The organism is Pseudomonas sp. GL-R-19, assembly GCF_019956375.1.
Lineage (GTDB): Bacteria > Pseudomonadota > Gammaproteobacteria > Pseudomonadales > Pseudomonadaceae > Aquipseudomonas.
The window spans coordinates 46,418-66,813 of record NZ_JAHBDJ010000016.1 but is presented as its reverse complement, the minus strand read 5'-3'; the positions used below and the strand labels follow the sequence as shown (position 1 = coordinate 66,813).

At 60.0% G+C, this 20,396-nt stretch carries 14 protein-coding genes and 1 pseudogene; 14 read left to right on the top strand and 1 reads right to left on the bottom strand.

What is annotated here, in order from left to right; translation table 11 throughout:
* Positions 1–131 precede the first annotated feature (131 nt).
* Positions 132–1,256 (bottom strand): polysaccharide deacetylase family protein, encoded by a 1,125-nt coding sequence (locus KGA83_RS10130; protein WP_108214951.1) that lies wholly within the window; start codon positions 1,254–1,256, stop codon positions 132–134.
* A 244-nt stretch (positions 1,257–1,500) separates the two neighbouring features.
* On the opposite strand from KGA83_RS10130, the gene yaaA reads away from it, so the two are divergent.
* The 14 genes and pseudogenes from yaaA to KGA83_RS10060 all read left to right on the top strand — a co-directional run.
* Positions 1,501–2,280, top strand: a complete 780-nt coding sequence (gene yaaA / locus KGA83_RS10125; protein ID WP_108214950.1) for a peroxide stress protein YaaA — start codon at positions 1,501–1,503, stop codon at positions 2,278–2,280.
* 826 nt (positions 2,281–3,106) lie between these two features.
* Positions 3,107–4,423, top strand: coding sequence for a nucleotide sugar dehydrogenase (locus tag KGA83_RS10120; RefSeq protein WP_046041959.1), 1,317 nt, complete (start codon positions 3,107–3,109; stop codon positions 4,421–4,423).
* 200 nt (positions 4,424–4,623) lie between these two features.
* Positions 4,624–6,105 (top strand): mannuronan synthase, encoded by a 1,482-nt coding sequence (gene alg8, locus KGA83_RS10115; RefSeq protein WP_371319101.1) that lies wholly within the window; start codon positions 4,624–4,626, stop codon positions 6,103–6,105.
* Positions 6,106–6,141: 36 nt separating this feature from the next.
* The gene (locus KGA83_RS10110; protein ID WP_218426804.1) at positions 6,142–7,311 is read left to right on the top strand and encodes an alginate biosynthesis protein Alg44; all 1,170 of its coding nucleotides are present in this window, start codon (positions 6,142–6,144) and stop codon (positions 7,309–7,311) included.
* Positions 7,312–7,449: 138 nt separating this feature from the next.
* The gene (algK, locus tag KGA83_RS10105; protein ID WP_256357038.1) at positions 7,450–8,829 is read left to right on the top strand and encodes an alginate biosynthesis TPR repeat lipoprotein AlgK; all 1,380 of its coding nucleotides are present in this window, start codon (positions 7,450–7,452) and stop codon (positions 8,827–8,829) included.
* Positions 8,826–10,307 carry an alginate export family protein gene (locus KGA83_RS10100; protein WP_108214946.1) on the top strand — a complete coding sequence of 494 codons (1,482 nt, stop codon included), beginning with the start codon at positions 8,826–8,828 and terminating at the stop codon, positions 10,305–10,307. Before algK ends, KGA83_RS10100 begins: the two co-directional genes overlap by 4 nt.
* 26 nt (positions 10,308–10,333) lie before the next feature.
* Entirely contained in the window at positions 10,334–11,920 is a 1,587-nt protein-coding gene (gene algG / locus KGA83_RS10095) for a mannuronan 5-epimerase AlgG (protein WP_108214945.1), read from the top strand.
* Positions 11,921–11,930: 10 nt separating this feature from the next.
* A complete protein-coding gene (locus KGA83_RS10090) occupies positions 11,931–13,382 on the top strand; it encodes an alginate O-acetyltransferase (RefSeq protein ID WP_108214944.1) in 1,452 nt (483 codons plus the stop codon).
* Between the two features lie 8 nt (positions 13,383–13,390).
* Positions 13,391–14,515, top strand: coding sequence for a mannuronate-specific alginate lyase (locus KGA83_RS10085; protein WP_108214943.1), 1,125 nt, complete (start codon positions 13,391–13,393; stop codon positions 14,513–14,515).
* Between the two features lie 204 nt (positions 14,516–14,719).
* On the top strand, positions 14,720–16,285 hold the full coding sequence (locus tag KGA83_RS10080) for an MBOAT family O-acyltransferase (RefSeq protein ID WP_108214942.1): 1,566 nt from the start codon (positions 14,720–14,722) through the stop codon (positions 16,283–16,285).
* Positions 16,286–16,296: 11 nt separating this feature from the next.
* Positions 16,297–17,472, top strand: a complete 1,176-nt coding sequence (locus tag KGA83_RS10075) for an alginate O-acetyltransferase (protein ID WP_108214941.1) — start codon at positions 16,297–16,299, stop codon at positions 17,470–17,472.
* A gap of 14 nt (positions 17,473–17,486) precedes the next feature.
* Positions 17,487–18,143, top strand: coding sequence for an alginate O-acetyltransferase AlgF (locus KGA83_RS10070; protein WP_108214940.1), 657 nt, complete (start codon positions 17,487–17,489; stop codon positions 18,141–18,143).
* Positions 18,144–18,355: 212 nt separating this feature from the next.
* On the top strand, positions 18,356–19,807 hold the full coding sequence (locus tag KGA83_RS10065; protein ID WP_218426788.1) for a mannose-1-phosphate guanylyltransferase/mannose-6-phosphate isomerase: 1,452 nt from the start codon (positions 18,356–18,358) through the stop codon (positions 19,805–19,807).
* A gap of 163 nt (positions 19,808–19,970) precedes the next feature.
* A pseudogene (locus KGA83_RS10060) lies at positions 19,971–20,381 on the top strand (transposase); the annotation flags it as partial.
* Between the last annotated feature and the right edge of the window lie 15 nt (positions 20,382–20,396).

The window sequence follows — 20,396 nt, the reverse complement described above, 5'->3', positions numbered from 1 at the left end:
GAAGTTTATTTTTCAGAATGACCAATAGCACTTGGCGGACTGCCATCACCCGTTTACAGTCATAAGTCGACCTGCAACGAATCCCCTTCCAAAATCGCCAAAAACCCGATGTTTACGGGGTTTTGCCGTTTTCAGCGAAACGCATCCTGGCAATCTTCCCAGCCGATTCCGACAGGCGCCGTTTGCGTGACCAGCCACGGCAACGCCGTTTTCACCCCCTCCTGTTTCACATTGAAATTGATCACGCCGTGCCGCCACAGCAGCATCAGGGTCAGCACCCGTTGCGCACTCGGGCTGCCCTTGAGTTTGCCGGCGCCGTCCTGGGCGTCGATGTCCCACAGCGCGACCTGCAGACCCTGAGCCTTGAAGAAGCCTTCGGCATCGGAACGGCGCTGGCCATCCGGCGGACGGAACAGTGGCACGTAGTTCTCCGGCAGCTTGCTTTTGACCAGTTCGGCGCTGCGGCGCACCGAGTCCTGCCAGTCCTGCCAGTGGCTGTGGGAGCGGAATTCCCAGCCTTGTACGCCAATGCACTGGGTCGAGTAGGTCGCTTGCAGGTTACTCACCGAATGCTCGGCCAAACGGGCCTGGATGTCCTTGCCGAGGACGAAGAACGTCCCGCTCAGGTTCGACTTGCGCAGGTACTCGGTGACCCAGGCGGTGTTATCCGGCGCGGCATTGGCAGCGCTGTCGAAAGTCAGCAGAAACAGCCGGTCATGCATCCCATCGCCGCTGCGCTCATAGTCGCCAAAACGATCGACTTCGCTGCTGGTTTGCGGGAACAGCGCGGCCTTGCGCAACTGCTCGTCCAGGTATTGGGCGTGAAACACACGGCTCGGCTCGGCCCACTTGATGTAGTAGCTGTCCGCGCTGACGTGGAACCTGGCGGCCTGTTCGTGCAGGGTCGGCATGTCGTCGACCAGAAAACAGAAGGAGGCATCCTGGTCGCAACTCTGTTGGGCGAAGTTGTAGTTGGCCAGCAGTCGTTGCCACAGACGCTGGCGAACCCGGTTGACCGACTCCAGATTGATCGTGCGCAGGCCCAGGCGCTGGGCCAGGGCGGGTTCATCCAGCGCCTCGCTGGCCAACAGCACACTGGAAAACATGAGGATCTCGGCCCTCGACGCCACGTCGAACAGTGTCGGGTTGCCGAGCTTTTCTGGCCAGGTGCTGCGATCGAGCGTCGCCACATCGCCCGGTGCCCCGAGGGCGCCGAAGCTCAACAGCCAGATCGAGATGAGAAAAGCGATACGCAATGGGATGTCTCCGTAACAAAACCCGCGCGGCACTATATCCCGGGAAGATCAAAAGATCGCAGCCTACGGCAGCGCCTACGCGATCCGGTTCCATTTTTGAGCCAACCCGGTCCCGTAGGAGCTGTCGAGCGAAGCGAGGCTGCGATCTTGCCCCATGACACCACCGATCACCTATCACGCTCATAGCTGGAGTCAACACCGACAACCCCCTAGAATCGCCGCCACGATTAAAGGAGACGACTTCATGCTGATGGTGATTTCACCCGCCAAGACCCTCGACTATGAAACACCGCCGGCGACCCAGCGCTTCACCCAGCCGCAGTACCTCGACCACTCTCAGGAGTTGATCCTGCAATTGCGTGAGCTGTCCCCGGCGCAGATCAGCGAGTTGATGCACGTTTCCGACAAGATCGGCGGGCTCAACGCCGCGCGTTTCGGCAGCTGGACGCCCGCGTTCACCCCGGAAAACGCCAAGCAGGCGCTGCTGGCCTTCAAGGGCGATGTGTACACCGGCATGAATGCGCAAACCCTCAGCGAAGCCGATTTCGATTACGCCCAAAAACACCTGCGCATGCTCTCGGGCCTCTACGGCCTGCTGCGTCCGCTGGACCTGATGCAACCCTATCGCCTGGAAATGGGCACCAGGCTGGCCAACGCCCGGGGCAAGGATCTGTATGCCTTCTGGGGCACGCGCATCAGCGAATGGCTGAACGAAGCCCTGGTCGATCAAGGCGATGACGTGCTGCTCAACCTGGCGTCCAACGAGTACTTCTCGGCGGTCAAGCGCAACGACTTGAACGCGCGCATCATCAATACCGAATTCAAAGACCTGAAGAACGGCCAGTACAAGATCATCAGCTTCTACGCAAAAAAGGCCCGCGGTTTGATGAGTCGCTTCGTCATCGATGAACGCATCAATGACCCGGCCACCCTCAAGCAGTTCGACGTTCAAGGCTATCGCTACAGCGCCGAACAATCCAAACCGGACAATCTGGTGTTTCTGCGCGATCACGCACCAGAGTGATGCATCCAGTCGGCGCACGACTTCCACATCCCCTCGTGCGCCGACCCTTGATTCACTTCAACCTTCCCCACCTTTTAGCCATTTTTATGGCGTCAAAAATACATCGACCAATTTTCTAACTTTAGTTTCACTCGACTTCGAACATTTTTTTGCGTAGTGGCACTGACTTTTTTTAACAGTAGTGGCAAAAAAATATCCCGCCCGATGATCCGCCTATATATAAAGGGCGAAACGGCAAGTGCTATCAATTTGAGAGCAGTGCCATCTCTCTCAGTATTTCAAGAAATTTCAGATTTCACGATGAGCGGACTGGAACTATGTCCAAACGCGCCGCTCATACCACCGGTAACGATTCTCGCCGAACGTGTACGAGATAACTTACGCAGATAAGCGATTCATGTAGCGAAGTTGAAACACTAACTTGCGCTGAATAATCACTGATTTGGACAACAGCAATCGGACAGGAGATAACGCGGTATGACTATCCCCTACAAGGCCACGGCAGCGCCCCTATAAACGTGCTCACCCGAGCACCCAACCGCTTGATCCACGGGCTTTCGGCCTGACATCAAGCGTGCAAGGCCGTTGCACCTGCATCCTTCCGACAGGAGGATCGGCTGCATAACAGGGCAAATCATAACAACAGGGCCTAGTTGCGCACACCTTGAGTGCATTTATTTAGACACTCGTAACTTATATGCCAGCACAGGGCATCGTTGTGCCTGTAAGGCACACTTGCGAGTGCACTAAAACACGCTGAACACCATTAACTCCGGCCATCTAATGGCTTGATGTTTACAGGCTTGATAACAGAGAGGTAATTGCGATGCGCATCAGCATTTTTGGTTTGGGTTACGTCGGCGCGGTATGTGCCGGTTGCCTGTCTGCACGGGGCCATGACGTCGTTGGCGTCGATGTGGCCAAAGACAAGATCGATATGATCAATGCCGGCAAATCGCCGATCGTTGAACCAGGCTTGGGCGAACTTCTGGCACAGGGCATCCAGACGGGTCGTCTGCGTGGCACCACCAACTTCGCCGAGGCGATTCGCGACACCGACCTGTCGATGATCTGCGTGGGCACGCCGAGCAAGAAGAACGGCGATCTGGAACTGAACTACATCGAGGCAGTGTGCCGCGAAATCGGTTTTGTCCTGCGTGACAAGACCACCCGCCACACTATCGTCGTGCGCAGCACCGTGCTGCCGGGCACCGTGGCCAACGTGGTCATCCCGATTCTCGAAGACTGCTCCGGCAAGAAGGCCGGCGTTGATTTCGGCGTGGCCGTGAACCCTGAGTTCCTGCGCGAAAGCACCGCCATCGCCGACTACGACCAGCCGCCAATGACCGTCATCGGCGAATTCGACAAGGCTTCCGGCGACGTTCTGCAATCGCTGTACGAAGAGCTCGACGCACCGATCATCCGCAAGGACATCGCCGTCGCCGAGATGATCAAGTACACCTGCAACGTGTGGCACGCCACCAAGGTCACCTTCGCCAACGAGATCGGCAACATCGCCAAGGCGGTCGGCGTCGACGGTCGCGAAGTGATGGACGTGGTCTGTCAGGACAAGACCCTCAACCTGTCCCAGTACTACATGCGCCCGGGCTTCGCCTTCGGTGGCTCGTGCCTGCCAAAAGACGTGCGTGCCCTGACCTACCGCGCCGGTTCCCTGGACGTGGAAGCGCCGCTGCTCAACTCGCTGATGCGCAGCAACGAATCCCAGGTGCAGAACGCTTTCGACATCGTTTCCAGCCACGACAAACGCAAAGTCGCCCTGCTGGGCCTGAGCTTCAAGGCCGGCACCGACGACCTGCGTGAAAGCCCGCTGGTTGACCTGGCGGAAATGCTGATCGGCAAAGGCTATGACCTGAGCATCTACGACAGCAACGTCGAGTACGCCCGCGTTCACGGCGCGAACAAGGACTACATCGAGTCGAAGATCCCTCACGTCTCGTCCTTGCTGAACTCCGATTTCGACGCGGTGATCAACAACTCCGACGTGATCATCCTCGGTAACCGTGACGAGAAGTTCCGCGCCCTGGTGCAGGACGTTCCACACGGCAAGCAAGTGATCGACCTGGTTGGTTTCATGTCCAAGGCCACCAGCACGAATAGCCGGGCTGAAGGTATCTGCTGGTAACGCGGTATCTGTAGGAGCTGCCGCAGGCTGCGATCTTTTGGCGCCGGCGTGATTGCTGAAGATCAAAAGATCGCAGGCTTCGCCAGCTCCTACAGGGATTCTGGCGTCATCCAGAGCGGGTGCCGCCAGTTTTCACAGGCCTGCCTTAACCCCATCGGGCCACCCCAAAGGCTCGCCCGAGATCGAGACGGATGCAGATTATGCACAGGCTAAAACACGGCCTACTCCAGGCCGCCGGTTGGCTGTTCTACCTGAGTTTACTGATGGGCCTCGCCATGGCGTTGCCCGTGTCCACGTTCGACTCCGAGTCGAAGGACTTCATTTTCCTGATTGGCGCCGTGGGTATCTGGCGCTATTCGATGGGTGCCACGCACTTTGTGCGCGGCATGATCTTTCTGTACATCGTCTACCCCTACCTGCGACGCAAAGTGCGCAAGCTGGGCAAGGCGGCTGACCCGTCCCATGTGTTCCTGATGGTCACCAGTTTCCGCATCGACGCCCTGACCACTGCACAGGTCTACAGCTCGGTAATCCGCGAAGCCATCGACTGCGGCCTGCCGACCACCGTGGTCTGCTCCATCGTGGAAATGTCCGATGAGCTGCTGGTGAAAAGCTTGTGGAGCCGGATGAATCCGCCGTCCCGGGTCAAGCTCGACTTCGTGCGCATTCCCGGCACCGGCAAACGCGATGGCCTGGCCTACGGCTTCCGCGCCATCTCCCGGCACCTGCCGGATGATCGCGCCGTGGTCGCGGTGATCGATGGCGACACCGTGCTGGCCGAAGGCGTGGTGCTCAAGACCGTGCCGTGGTTCCAGATGTTCGGCAACGTCGGTGGCCTGACCACCAACGAATTCTGCGAAGTGCGTGGCGGCTACATCATGAGCGAATGGCACAAGCTGCGTTTCGCCCAGCGCCACATCAACATGTGCTCCATGGCCTTGTCCAAGCGCGTGCTGACCATGACTGGCCGCATGTCGGTGTTCCGCGCCACCGTGGTCACCAACCCGGAGTTCATCGCCGACGTGGAAAGCGACTCGCTGCAACACTGGCGCCTGGGTCGCTTCAAGTTCCTTACCGGCGATGACAAGTCGAGCTGGTTCAGCCTGATGCGCCTGGGCTACGACACGTTCTACGTGCCGGACGCGGCGATCAACACCGTTGAACACCCGCCGGAAAAGAGCTTCATCAAGGCCAGCCGCAAACTGATGTTCCGCTGGTACGGCAACAACCTGCGGCAGAATTCCCGCGCCCTGGGCCTGGGGATCAAACGCCTCGGCGTGTTCACTTCGGTGGTGCTGTTCGACCAGCGCGTGTCGATGTGGACCTCGCTGCTGGGCCTGACCGTGGCGTTGATCGCCAGCTTCAAGTACGGCACCGCGTTCATCCTGGTGTACCTGCTGTGGATCGGCATCACCCGGTTCATCCTGACCTTGTTGCTGTCGTGCTCCGGACACCGGATCGGCCCGGCCTACCCGGCGATTCTCTATTACAACCAGATCGTCGGCGCGCTGGTGAAGATCTACGTGTTCTTCCGCCTCGATAAACAGTCCTGGACTCGCCAGCCCACTTCTCTGACCCGTGATCTCGCCAGCTTTCAACGTTGGTTCAACACCTGGTCGTCTCGGACCATGACCTTCTCTGCCGGTAGCATTTTTGTCGCCGTGCTGCTGTTGATGGTCTGACCGAACTCGCCTGAATTAACTAGGAAAACGCCCCCTATGAATACCGCCGTCAACGCCAACGTAGTGCATGAATCCGAAGCCCAGCGCCAACACGCCCGCGTGAAAATCCCGGCCAAGCTGCGTTTCTTCGGCCCCGACCGGACACCGGTCGAAGCCCGGGTGATCGACCTGTCCGCCGGTGGCCTGGCGTTCAACGCCGGTCAATTGCCGCTGAAGATCGGTGACGTGTACAAGGCCCGCCTGCAATTCCTCATCGACAACCTCGGCCTGGCCATTGACGTCGAATTGCAGGTCCGCTCCTTCGATCGCGAGACCGGACGCGCCGGCTGCCAGTTCCAGAACCTGGAACCACGGGACATCTCGACCCTGCGCCACCTGATCACTTCGCACCTGGCTGGCGATATCGTCAGCGTGGGTGAAATGCTGGCGACCCTGCAGCGCGACAACTTCACCAAGGCGCGCAAGATGAAGGACGGCGGCCACGGCATGACCGCGTTCGGCCGCCTGAAAGCCGTGACCTTCAGCCTGGGGGTCTTCGTTGTCGGCCTGACTGCATTCGGCTTTGTTTTCAAATCGGTGTACGGCATGTACTTCGTCAGCCACGCCCAGGCCGGTCTGGTCAGCGTGCCGGGCGTGAACATCACCATGCCTCGCGACGGTACCGTGCAGAGCCTGGTGAAAGCCGACGGCGTGGCCGCCAAGGGCGCTCCGCTGGCGACCTTCAGCACCAGCATGCTCGACGTGCTCAAGGGCCATCTGGACGAAGACCAACTGGCCCCGGCCAAGGTTGCAGAACTGTTCGGCAAGCAGATGACCGGCACCCTGACCTCGCCGTGCGACTGCACCGTGGCCCAGCAAATGGTTGCCAACGGTCAGTACGCCAGCAAGGGCGACGTGATCTTCCAACTGGTCCCGCGGGGCGGCGAAGCCAACGTTGAAGCGCGCTTCTCCTATCGCCAGTTCGGCGACGTGCGCCCGGGTACTTCGGTGCGCTTCCAGATCGCTGGCGAGGACAAGAGCCGCACCGGCAAGATCGTCAGCAGCACCAGCCTGAAAAGCGCCGATCTGTCTTCGGACATCCGCGTGCTGATCCAGCCGGACGAAACCCTGGACAGCTCCCTCGCCGGCCGCCCGGTGGAAGTCAACAGCGACCGTGGCCCGAACCTGAACTGGCTGATCGACAAAGCCATGGCTGTCGGTCTTTAAGTCGAGGACATGCCTGTGACTATCACAAAAATCTCGAACACACCGCCATCCCTGTGGGAGCGAGCCTGCTCGCGATGGGATCAGCGCGGTCTGTCTGATGTACCGAGTTGCCTGCATCGCGAGCAGGCTCACTCCTACATGGGAACACTGTGTGCAGTGGCATTGGCGGTGAGCCTGGCCGGTTGCGCCGGCCTGCCCGACCAGCGCCTGGCCAACGAAGCGCTCAAGCGTGGCGATACCGCCACCGCCGCGCAGAACTACCGGCAACTGGCAGACCTGGGCTACAGCGAAGCGCAGGTCGGTCTGGCCGACATCCAGGTCGACAGCCGTGACCCGGCACAGATGAAACAGGCAGAGGCGACCTACCGCGCCGCGGCCAGCGTTTCGCCGCGCGCCCAGGCACGTCTCGGTCGACTGCTGGTAGCCAAGCCCGGTTCCACCGAAGCGGAACAACACGAAGCTGAAACCCTGCTGAAAAAAGCCGCTGCGGCAGGCGAAGGCAACACGCTGATCCCGCTGGCGATGCTGTACCTGCAATACCCGCACAGCTTCCCCAACGTGAATGCGCAACAGCAGATCAGCCAATGGCGTGCCGAGAACAAACCGGAAGCCGGTCTGGCGCAGGTGCTGCTCTATCGCACCCAGGGCACCTACGACCAGCATCTGGATGACGTGGAAAAAATCTGCAAGGCCGCACTCAACACCAGCGACATCTGCTACGTCGAGCTGGCCACGGTCTATCAGAAACAGGCCAAGCCAGAGCAACAGGCCGAGCTGATCAAGCAGATGCAAGCGGCGCACGCCCAAGGCACCGTTTCGGCGCAGCGCGTCGACAGTGTCGCCCGCGTGCTCGCCGATGCGTCCCTGGGCAAGACCGACGAGAAAACCGCACAGTCGCTGCTCGAACCGATCGCACCGGGCTACCCGGCGTCGTGGGTCAGCCTCGCGCAACTGCTCTACGACTTCCCGGAACTCGGCGACGTCGACCAGATGATGAAGTACCTGGACAACGGCCGCGCCGCCGACCAGCCCCGCGCCGAACTGTTGCTGGGCAAGCTCTACTTCGAAGGCAAACTGGTGCCGGCCGACGCCAAGGTCGCCGAAGAGCATTTCCAGAAAGCCGTCGGCCGCGAAGTCGCTGCCGATTACTACCTCGGCCAGATCTATCGCCGTGGCTACCTGGGCAAGGTCTATCCGCAGAAGGCCCTCGACCATCTGTTGACCGCTGCGCGCAACGGCCAGAACAGCGCCGACTTCGCCATCGCCCAACTGTTTTCCCAAGGCAAGGGCACCAAGCCTGATCCGCTGAACGCCTACGTCTTCAGCCAATTGGCCCTGGCCCAGAACACCCCGCAAGCCACCGAGCTTGCGCAAACAATCCAAACGCAATTGCCGCCCGACCGGTTGGCCGAAGCCCAACGCCTGTTGAAACAAGAACAGGCCGTGCGCGGTGCCCTGAGCCCGAACACGCCGGAACTGCACACCCTGCAAGAAGAAGTCAGCGAGGAATCCCAATGAAGTTGAATCCATTCATGAAGGCCGGCATCGGCCTGACATTCGCGCTGATCTGGTCTTGCCCGACGCTCGCTGCGATGACTGAAACCAAGAACTTTGGCCTGGACGTGAAAATCACCGGCCAGTCCGAAGACGACCGCGACCTCGGCACCGCTCCCGGCGGCGACGTCAACGGCGTCGGCCTGGACCTGCGTCCGTGGGTCTACGGCGAAAGCGGCGCGTGGAGCGCCTACGCCATGGGTCAGGCGGTGACGTCCACCGACATCATCGAGACCGACACCCTGCAACAGTCCGATGGTGCCGAGAACACCGACAACGGTGATCGCGAGACCAAGAAAAACTACCTGGCCATGCGCGAATTCTGGGTCGGCTACAGCGGCTTCACGCCCTACCCCGGCGAGATCCTGAAACTCGGTCGCCAGCGCCTGCGCAACGACGACGGCCAATGGCGTGACACCAACATCGAAGCCCTGAACTGGACCTTCGACACCACCTTGCTACGCGCCAACGTCGGTATCGCCGAACGCTTCAGCGAGTACCGCACCGACCTCAAGGAGTTGTCGCCGCAAGACAAGGATCGCCTGCACGCCTACGCCGATGCCGCGTACCAGTGGACCCCGGGCAACTGGGTCGGCATTCGCGGTCATCACACCCACGACAACGGCAAGCTCGACTTCCCGGAGCCGGGTGTGCCGACGGATTCGCTGGACAAGAAACAGAACGGCGACATCAGCTGGCTCGGCCTCACCGCCGACAGCGACGCCTACAACTGGCGCAATACCAACACCGTCAATTACTGGGGCAGCATCACCGGTATGAGCGGCGACATCGACAAGGTCAACCCGCTGAACGCCGATGGCACGCCGCCGGCTGAAGCCAAGCGCGGTGAAAACCTCAATGGCTGGGCTACCGATCTCGGCGTGCGTTTGCGCCTCGATCCGCAATGGCAAGTCGGTGCCGCCTACGCCCGCGCCAGCGCCGAGTACGAACAGAACGGCCTGGAAAGCAACCGCTCGAACTACACCGGCACCCGCTCGCGGGTACACCGTTTCGGCGAGGCCTTCCGTGGCGAAATGAACAACATGCAGAGCGCCACCCTGTTCGGTTCGTGGATGCTCAACGACGAATACGACGCCAGCCTGATCTACCACAAGTTCTGGCGCGTCGACGGCAACAAGCCGGTCGGCAGCAATGGCATCAACGCCGTCCAGAACAACACCGACGACGTCACCGGCGCGATCCTCTCCAGCACTTCGCTGCCGCTGAACGATGGCGAGAAAGACCTCGGTCAGGAAATGGACCTGGTGGTCACCAAGTACTTCAAGCAAGGCTTGTTGCCCGCGTCGATGAGTCAGGCGATCGATGAGCCTTCGGCCCTGGTGCGCTTCCGTGGCGGCGTGTTCAAGCCGGGCGATGCGTACGGCAAGGAAGTCGATTCGTACATGCACCGTGCGTTCGTCGATGTGATCTGGCGCTTCTGATGCGAACCGCGAAGGGAGTGCCCGACATGAACAGTGCCAAGAAAGGTTCCTTGACCTTGCTGGCCGGCGCAATGCTGCTGGCCAGCGCGGCTGCCTTCGCCAATGTGGAGCCGGCGGTGCCTCAACAAGGCAAGCCGGCCACCGTCGCCAAGGGACTGCAACAGGCCAAGACCTATACCGTCAGCAGCGCACCGACCGCGCCGCTGGAACTGGCCAAGCCGAAACTGCCGGACGTTTCCGGCTACACCGCTGAGGCTATCGCCGCGAAAATCGTGCGCAGCAAGGCCGGCAAGATCAGCGTGCGCCGGATGATGCAGGAAGACGCCCTGAAGGACTTCATCGGTGGTGACAACAAGATGGCCGAGTGGGTGGTGCGTCAGCACGGCATCCCCCAGGCGATCTTCGTCGACGACGGCTACATGAACCTCAAGGACCTGGCGAAGAAGCTGCCCAAGCAGTACTTCAGCGAAACCTCGCCGGGTGTGTTCCTCTCGCGGTTGCCGATCGTGGTCGGTCGCCACGGCATCCTGGAAATCGACAAGCAGACCCAGGAACTGCGCCTGTCCCAGGAGGCCGGTACGTTCCTGGTCAACGACGGCCAGCTGTTCGTTCGCGATACCAAAATCACTGGCTGGCGCGAGAAAGACAACGGCCCGGCGACGTTCACTTCGCCCAAGGAATTCCGTCCGTTCCTGCTGGCCTGGGGCGGTACCGAGACCTACATCGCCAACAGCAAGATCGCCAGCTTCGGCTACGCCAACAGTAAGTCCTATGGCGTGAGTATTTCCCAGTACACGCCAAACATGGCCAAGGTGCTCAAGCGCCCTGAGCCGACCGGCTGGATCGTCGGCTCCGAATTCTCGGACATGTGGTACGGCTTCTACTGCTATGAAACCCGCGACTTCGTGGTCAAGGGCAACACCTACAAAGACAACATCGTCTACGGCATCGACCCGCACGACCGTTCCCACGGCCTGATCATTGCCGACAACACGGTGTATGGAACGAAGAAGAAGCACGGGATCATTATTTCCCGTGAGGTCAACGACAGCTTCATCTTCAACAACCGCAGCTACGACAACCACCTCTCGGGGCTGGTGATCGACCGTAACAGCGTCAACAACCTGATTGCCCACAACGAGATCTACCAGAACCACACCGACGGCATCACCCTCTACGAGAGTGCTGACAACCTGCTGTGGGGCAACCGCGTGTTGAGCAACAAGCGCCACGGCATCCGCATTCGTAACAGCGTGAACATTCGCCTCTACGAAAACGTCGCCATGGCCAACGGCCTGACCGGCGTCTACGGGCACATCAAGGACCTGAGCAACACCGACCGTGACATCAAGCTCGACCCGTTCGACGCCCAGGTGTCGCTGATCGTGGTCGGCGGTGAGCTGGCGGCCAACGGCAGTGGCCCGCTGTCCATCGACTCGCCACTGAGTGTCGAGCTGTATCGCGTGTCGATGCTCGCGCCGACCAAATCCAGCGGCATCAGCTTCACCGGCATCCTTGGCGAGCGCCAGGATGAAATTCTCGACCTGCTGGTGCGCCAGCAGAAAGCCGTGCTGATCGACCCCGTCGAACGCCAGACCGAAATGCGGGACTGAGGATAATCTTATGCACCCACACCTGATCAAATTACTCAGCCTGTCGGCCCTGACCGCCGGCATTCTCGCGGCCAGCGGTGGCGCGCGTGCCGATGAAGTTGCCCCACCAAAATTCTCTGCCGAACCGTGCTGCAGCCTGTGCCCGGCTGCTCACGATCCGAAAAACTACACCACCCGTTACCAGCAGAACTTCACCACGCTGGTACAGGCCCAGGGTGACTGGTTGTTCCGTACGCAAGAAGACTTGCGCACCGAATTCGACACCACACCCGCCGGCTACAAACGCATGAAACAACTGCACGATGCGTTCAAGAGCAAAGGCGTGGAACTGGTTGTCGTGTACCAGCCGACCCGTGGCCTGGTGAACCGCAACAAGCTCAACCCGGCGGAGAAAGCCAGCTACGACTTCGACAAGGCACTGAGAAACTACAAGTCCATGCTCGGTCGTTTCGCGCAGATGGGCTACGTCGTTCCGGACCTGTCGCCGCTGACCAACGAGTCATTGCCCGACACCCTGCCCGCCCACGACTTCTACTTCCGTGGCGACCAGCACTGGACCCCGTACGGTGCCCAGCGCACAGCGAAAATCGTCGCCGAGAAGGTCAAGCAATTGCCTGAATTCGCCGACATTCCCAAGCGCGAATTCGAGACCAAAAAGTCAGGTCGCATGGGCAAGACCGGAACATTGCACAACATGGCCGGTCAACTCTGCGGCACCAGCTACGCGATCCAGTACATGGATCAGTTCACCACAGAGCCCAAGGGCGAAGCGGGCGATGGCGATCTGTTCGGCGACTCCGGTAACCCGCAGATCACCCTCGTGGGCACGTCCCATAGCGGCAAGAACTACAACTTCGCCGGATTCCTCGAAGAAGCCATCGGCGCTGACATCCTCAACGTGGCGTTCCCCGGCGGTGGCCTGGAAGGTTCGATGCTGCAGTACCTGGGCAGCGACGAGTTCCAGAAGAACCCGCCGAAGATTCTCATCTGGGAATTCTCGCCGCTGTACCGCCTCGACCAGGAAACCATCTACCGCCAGATGATGGCGCTGCTGGACAACGGTTGCGAAGGCAAGGATGCACAGATGTCCGGCAGCGCCACGCTCAAGCCGGGCAAAAACGAGTTGATGGTCAACAGCAAGAACATGGACCTGCGCAACGGTAGCCACCAGGTCGACATCCGCTTCGCCGACACTTCGGTGAAAACCCTGCAAGCCACCCTCTGGTACATGAACGGTCGCCACGAGGACATCAAGATCGACAAACCGGAAACCTCCGAGACTGACGGGCGTTTCGCCTTCGAGTTGCGCACGGACGAAGACTGGGCCTCGCAGAACCTGCTGGCCGTCGAAGTCCAGGGCCCGGAACAAGCCGGTGCCGCGCCACAGAAAGTCGAAGCGAAAATTTGCAAACGCAACGTGTTCCCGGGCGCCGAGCAGCGTACTGCTTCGGTCGGGCAATGAGGTCTGCCATGCGCAATCCGAAATTTTCAACACTGTTGGCACCGACGCTTTTGAGCCTGGCGATGTTCGCCGGAGCCACACAAGCGGCTGCGCCACTGCGTCCACCCCAGGGCTATTTTGCGCCTGTGGATAAATTCAAGACGGGCGACAAGAGCGAAGGCTGCGATGCAATGCCGACGCCGTACACCGGCTCGTTGCAATTTCGCAGCAAGTACGAAGGTTCGGACAAGGCCCGCGCGACCCTGAATGTGCAGTCGGAAAAAGCCTTTCGCGAGAGCACCGCCGACATCACCAAGATCGAGCGCGGCACCAGCAAGCGCGTGATGCAGTTCATGCGTGACGGTCGCCCGGAACAACTGGAATGCACGTTGAGCTGGCTGACGACCTGGGCCCAGGCCGATGCATTGATGTCCAGGGACTTCAACCACACCGGCAAGTCGATGCGCAAATGGGCATTGGGCAGCATGGCTTCGGCGTATATCCGCCTGAAGTTTTCCGACTCCCACCCGCTGGCCACCCATCAGCAGGAAGCGCAGTTGATCGAAGCCTGGTTCAGCAAGATGGCCGACCAGGTGGTCAGCGACTGGGACAACCTGCCGCTTGACCAGACCAACAACCACTCGTACTGGGCTGCCTGGTCGGTGATGGCCACTTCCGTCGCCACCAACCGTCGCGACCTGTTCGACTGGGCGGTGAAGGAATACAAGGTCGGCGCCAATCAGATCGATGCCGACGGCTATCTGCCCAACGAACTCAAGCGCCAGCAACGGGCGCTGGCCTACCACAACTACGCCCTGCCGCCGCTGACGATGATCGCCAGTTTCGCCCAGGTCAACGGCGTGGACTTGCGCCAGGAAAACAATGGCGCACTCAAACGCCTGGGTGATCGGGTGCTGTCCGGGGTGAAAGACCCGGATGAGTTCGAGGAAAAGAACGGCAAGGAACAGGACATGACCGACCTGAAAGAGGGCATGAAATTCGCCTGGCTCGAACCGTTCTGCTCGCTCTACACCTGTACGCCGGACGTACTGGAGAAGAAGCACAAGATGCAACCGTTCAAGAACTTCCGCCTAGGCGGTGACCTGACCAAGGTCTACGACCCGGCCAATGAAAAGGGCAGCAAGGGTTCTTAGGACAAACACCCCCCTGTAGGAGCTGCCGAAGGCTGCGATCTTTTGATCCTGCTTTTAAAGATCAAGATCAAAAGATCGCAGCCTTCGGCAGCTCCTCCAAGGGCGGTGTCGGGTTTTAGATTTGTGTAATCCCCCCGGATTTTTGTGGGGGGTTTGGGGGGGCCGCTGGCCCTTGACTGTTGGTTCAAACAAGGAGAGACCGGGATGGTTTTTTCATCCAACGTGTTCCTGTTTTTGTTCTTGCCGATCTTCCTCGGCTTGTACTACCTGAGCGGGCAACGCTATCGCAATCTGCTGCTGCTGATTGCCAGTTACGTGTTCTACGCCTGGTGGCGTGTGGACTTCCTCGCGCTGTTCGCCGGCGTCACGCTGTGGAACTACTGGATCGGCCTGAAAGTCGGTGCCGCCGGGGTCAGGACCAAACCGGCACAGCGCTGGCTGCTGCTCGGCGTGGCCGTCGACCTGTGCATCCTCGGCTACTTCAAGTACGCCAACTTCGGCGTCGACAGCATCAACGCGATGATGACGTCGGTGGGTCTTTCGCCGTTCATCCTGACCCACGTGCTGCTGCCGATCGGGATCTCGTTCTACGTCTTCGAGTCCATCAGCTACATCATCGACGTCTACCGTGGCGATACCCCGGCGACCCGCAACCTGATCGACTTCGCGGCGTTCGTGGCGATCTTCCCGCACTTGATCGCCGGCCCCGTGTTGCGTTTCCGTGACCTGGCCGACCAGTTCAACAACCGCACCCACACCCTCGACAAGTTCTCCGAGGGCTGCACGCGGTTCATGCAGGGTTTCATCAAGAAAGTCTTCATCGCCGATACCCTGGCGGTGGTGGCCGACCACTGTTTCGCCCTGCAAAACCCGACCACGGGCGATGCCTGGCTCGGCGCGCTGGCGTACACCGCGCAGCTGTATTTCGACTTCTCCGGTTACAGCGACATGGCCATCGGCCTGGGCTTGATGATGGGTTTTCGCTTCATGGAAAACTTCAAGCAGCCTTACGTCAGCCAGTCGATCACCGAGTTCTGGCGGCGCTGGCACATCAGCCTGTCGACCTGGCTGCGTGACTACCTGTACATCACCCTCGGCGGTAACCGCAAAGGCACGCTGATGACCTATCGCAATCTGTTCCTGACCATGCTGCTCGGCGGTCTGTGGCACGGCGCGAACATCACCTACATCGTCTGGGGTGCGTGGCACGGCATGTGGCTGGCGATTGAAAAAGCCATCGGCCTGAATACTTCTCCACGCAGCTTCAATCCGATCCGCTGGGTGATGACCTTCCTGTTGGTGGTGATGGGCTGGGTGATCTTCCGCGCAGAAAACCTGCACGTCGCCGGGCGCATGTACGGCGCGATGTTCAGCTTCGGCGACTGGTCGCTGTCGGAACTCAACCAGGCCAGCCTCACCGGCCTGCAAGTGGCAACGCTGATCGTGGCTTACGTGACCCTGGCGTTCTTCGGCCTGCGCGACTTCTACACCAATCAGCCACCGGCCAAGACCAAGCCTGCAGTGAACGTCGACGCCGACGGCCCGGCCGCTGCGACACCGGGAACGATCAAGGCCGTGCCTGGGGATAACCCGGCAAACATCCACCAGCCTGGCTACACCGTCGGCGTCGAAGCCCAGGTGCAACCGGCCTACTGGACCGCTGACTGGTCGCGCTACGTGATGCGTGCGCTGGTGCTGCTGCTGTTCATCGCCTCGATTCTCAAACTCTCGGCGCAAAGCTTCTCGCCGTTCCTTTACTTCCAGTTCTGAGGGATCTGACCATGACCCGCTCATTACGCATCTTCTACATCGCGCTGTTCCTGGTGACCCTGCTGGTGCTCGGTCTGTGGTCGGTGCGCAGCTTCTTCGGCTTCAGCACCAACGCCGATGCGACGGTGCTCAACGGTCGCTGGACCAAGGCCGTGGAAACCCACTACGACGACGAGTTCCCGATCAAGCGCCTGGGCACCAACCTCTGGGCCGCGCTGGATTTCAAGCTGTTCAACGAAGGTCGTCCGGGCGTGGTGCTCGGTCGCGACCAGTGGTTGTACAGCGATGAAGAATTCCACCCGGTGGTCAACGAAGAGTTGAACCTGCAAGGCAACTACGCGCTGGTCGAAGGCGTGCGCCAGACCCTGAAAGAGAAAGGCGTGCAACTGGTAATGGCGGTGGTGCCGGCCAAAGTGCGCCTGTACCCGGAACACCTCGGTGAGGTGAAGCCGGCGAGCATCCACGCCAACCTCTACAAGGACTTCCACCAACGCCTGGCCGCCGACCGGATTCCAGCCCCTGACCTGCTCGGCCCGCTGCAACAGGCCAAACAGGATGGCCAGCAAGTGTTCCTGCGCACCGACACCCACTGGACGCCGCAAGGTGCCGAGATCGCTGCCAACCGTCTGGCCAAGACCATTGCCGACAAGTACCCGCTGAGCGGCGAGCCGCAGCGTTTCGTTACTGAACCGGCGGAGACCATCACCCACAAGGGTGACCTGCGTCTGTTCCTGCCACTGGACCCGCTGTTCGAAAACCTGATGCCCAAGGAAGAACCCTTGCAGAAGCGCAATACGGTCGCGGCTGAAGATCAGCCCGCTGGCGACGACGCGCTGTTCGCCAACACCGAAGTGCCGGTAGCCCTGATCGGCACCAGCTACAGCGCCAACCCCAACTGGAACTTCGTCGGTGCGCTCAAGCAGGCGCTGCACAGCGACGTGGTCAATTACGCCGAAGACGGCCACGGCCCGATTCTGCCGATGCTCAGCTACTTGAAAAGCGATGCCTTCAAGAACAGCCCGCCACAGGTGCTGATCTGGGAGTTCCCTGAACGATATCTGCCTGTGAACAACGAAATCGGCGACGCCGACCCGCAGTGGGTCGCAGAGCTTAAACAAGCCGGCGCGCGCCAACAAAACGTAGCCATCACCAACAAATCCGAGACGCCCGACCGGGCGCAAAACTGAAAGAGAGGTACACCATGACTTTCACTACAACTCCGCGTCGTCTCGCCAAACGCTTTGCCCTGGTTGCCGGCCTCAGTGTGCTGTCGGTACAGGCTTTCGCCGGTGGCGACGCTGCCCTGTACGGCCCGACCGCACCGAAAGGCTCGACCTTCGTGCGTATCTACAACGCCAGCAACGCCGAAGTCAGCGCCACCGTCGGCAGCACCAACCTGAGCGACGTCGCGCCGCTGTCGAGCAGTGACTTCAGCTTCATGCCGGGCGGCGACTACAGCGCCAAGGTCGGTAGCCAGACCCTGCCGGTGAAACTGGCCGGCGACCACTATTACACCCTGGTCAACAACGCCAGCGGCGCACCACAACTGATCGAGGAACCGCCGTTCAAGAACAAGCAGAAGTCCCTGGTACGCATGCAAAACCTCAGCGACAAGGCGCTGACCCTGAAGACCGCCGATGGCAAGACCGACGTGGTCCCGAACGTGGCAGCCAAAGGCCGTGGCGAGCGTGAAATCAACCCGGTGAAGGTCAGCCTGGCGCTGTATGACGGCACCACCAAAGTCGGCGACGTGAAACCGGTCGCCCTGGAACGCGGTGAAGCCGCGGTGCTGTACGTCACCGGCAGCGGCAGCAGCCTGTCGCCGGTCTGGGTCAAACGCCCGGTGTCGACGCGCTAATACATTTTTCAGGCTGACCAAGACCCTGTAGGAGCGAGCTTGCTCGCGATGAACTCAAGGGCACCGCGTTGCTTCTGGTGCCCAACATCATCGTTAGCCTCCATCGCGAGCAAGCTCGCTCCTACAAAGGCCAGCCGGACACGGAACAAAAACAAGAGTGAAACGACAGAACTTTCGTGGCTCTAACCAATCGATATTCAAGGAGTAACAACATGATTCCGGTGATCTTGTCAGGTGGTAGTGGCTCACGTCTTTGGCCGCTTTCCCGCAAACAATTCCCTAAGCAGTTCCTGGCCCTGACCGGCGAACACACCCTGTTCCAGCAAACCCTGGAACGCCTGGTGTTCGAAGGCATGGATTCGCCAATCGTGGTCTGCAACAAGGACCACCGTTTCATCGTCAACGAGCAGCTGGCCGCCCGCAAGCTGGAATCCCAGCGCATCCTGATGGAGCCGTTCGGTCGCAACACTGCGCCGGCCGTGGCCCTGACCGCGATGATGCTGGTCAGTGAAGGTCGCGACGAGCTGATGCTGGTATTGCCGGCCGACCACGTGCTGGAAGACCAGAAAGCCTTGCAACGCGCCCTGGCCCTGGCCACCGTCGCCGCCGAAAACGGTGAAATGGTGCTGTTCGGCGTACCGGCCACCAAACCGGAAACCGGTTATGGCTACATCAAGTCGACCAACGACTCGCTGCTGCCTGAAGGCGTCAGCCGCGTCTCGCACTTCGTCGAAAAACCCGACGTGAAGCGCGCCACCGAGTTCGTCCAGTCCGGCGGTTACTTCTGGAACAGCGGCATGTTCCTGTTCCGCGCCAGCCGTTTCCTCGAAGAGCTGAAAAAGCACGATCCGGACATCTACGACACCTGCCTGCTGACCCTGGAACGCAGCCAGCAGGATGCCGACACCATCACTTTCGACGAAGCTACCTTCGCCTGCTGCCCGGACAACTCCATCGACTACTCGGTGATGGAAAAAACCCAACGCGCCTGCGTCGTGCCGCTGACCGCTGGCTGGAGCGATGTCGGCTGCTGGTCGTCGCTGTGGGAAGTCAATAAAAAAGACGCCAACGGCAACGTCACCAAAGGCGACGTGGTGATCCAGGACAGCAAAAACTGCATGATCCACGGCAACGGCAAACTGGTGTCGGTGATCGGCCTGGAAAACATCGTCGTGGTGGAAACCAAGGACGCCATGATGATCGCCCACAAGGACAAGGTCCAAGGCGTGAAACAGATGGTCAACACCCTCAACGAACAGGGCCGCAGCGAAACCCAGAACCACTGCGAGGTCTACCGTCCGTGGGGCTCCTACGACTCGGTGGACATGGGCGGGCGCTTCCAGGTCAAGCACATCTCGGTCAAACCGGGCGCGTGCCTGTCGCTGCAGATGCACCACCACCGCGCCGAACACTGGATCGTGGTCAGCGGCACTGCTGAGGTGACCTGTGACGAGAACGTGTTCCTGCTGACCGAGAACCAGTCGACCTACATTCCGATTGCTTCGGTGCATCGCCTGCGTAATCCGGGGAAGATTCCGTTGGAGATCATCGAGGTGCAGTCGGGGAGTTATCTGGGAGAGGACGATATCGAGCGGTTTGAGGATATCTACGGGCGGTCGACGCCGATTGAGCGTGGGGTTGCGGTGAAGACTATCGCGCAGTAAGCGATTGGTAAAAATAGCCCCCATTCAGTCTACTGCGTCCCTATCCGCAGTGGGTTGGGTGGGGGCTTTTTCTTGCCTGGATTATGTGTTGCTCGCGATGGAGCCCAGCCAACCGTCGCTGAATGAATGCCCGTTCTTCGAGGAGCCGGGGTCGCAGAGGAGCGCTCGAATCGAAGCGGTGGTGATGGACATGAACACCGCTTTTGACCTGGAGGTTCGTGAGCACTGCCCCAAAGCGCGAATTGTCTACGACCTCTTCCATGCGGTGGCCAAATCTAGCCGAGAGGTGATTAACCGGGTCTGTGTCGATGAAGCTAATCAGCTGCGTCATGACAATCCTGCTCGAAAGGTCATCAATCGGATGGCGTACGGCTACCTAAATAGCAGAAGTGACACACAATATTGCGAGCGCTCACACACAATAGATGCCCCTTTTCAAACCACATTAACTGACGCGCTAGCCAAATTATGTGATTTCCACCCACATGATGGACACTTCATTGAGACAGTCAAATCTACCAAGAAAACGGCCGGTTTTATGAGGTTGTTTCAGTCATCATCAGAAAGTGGGTAGAGCAAGCTGCCGTGT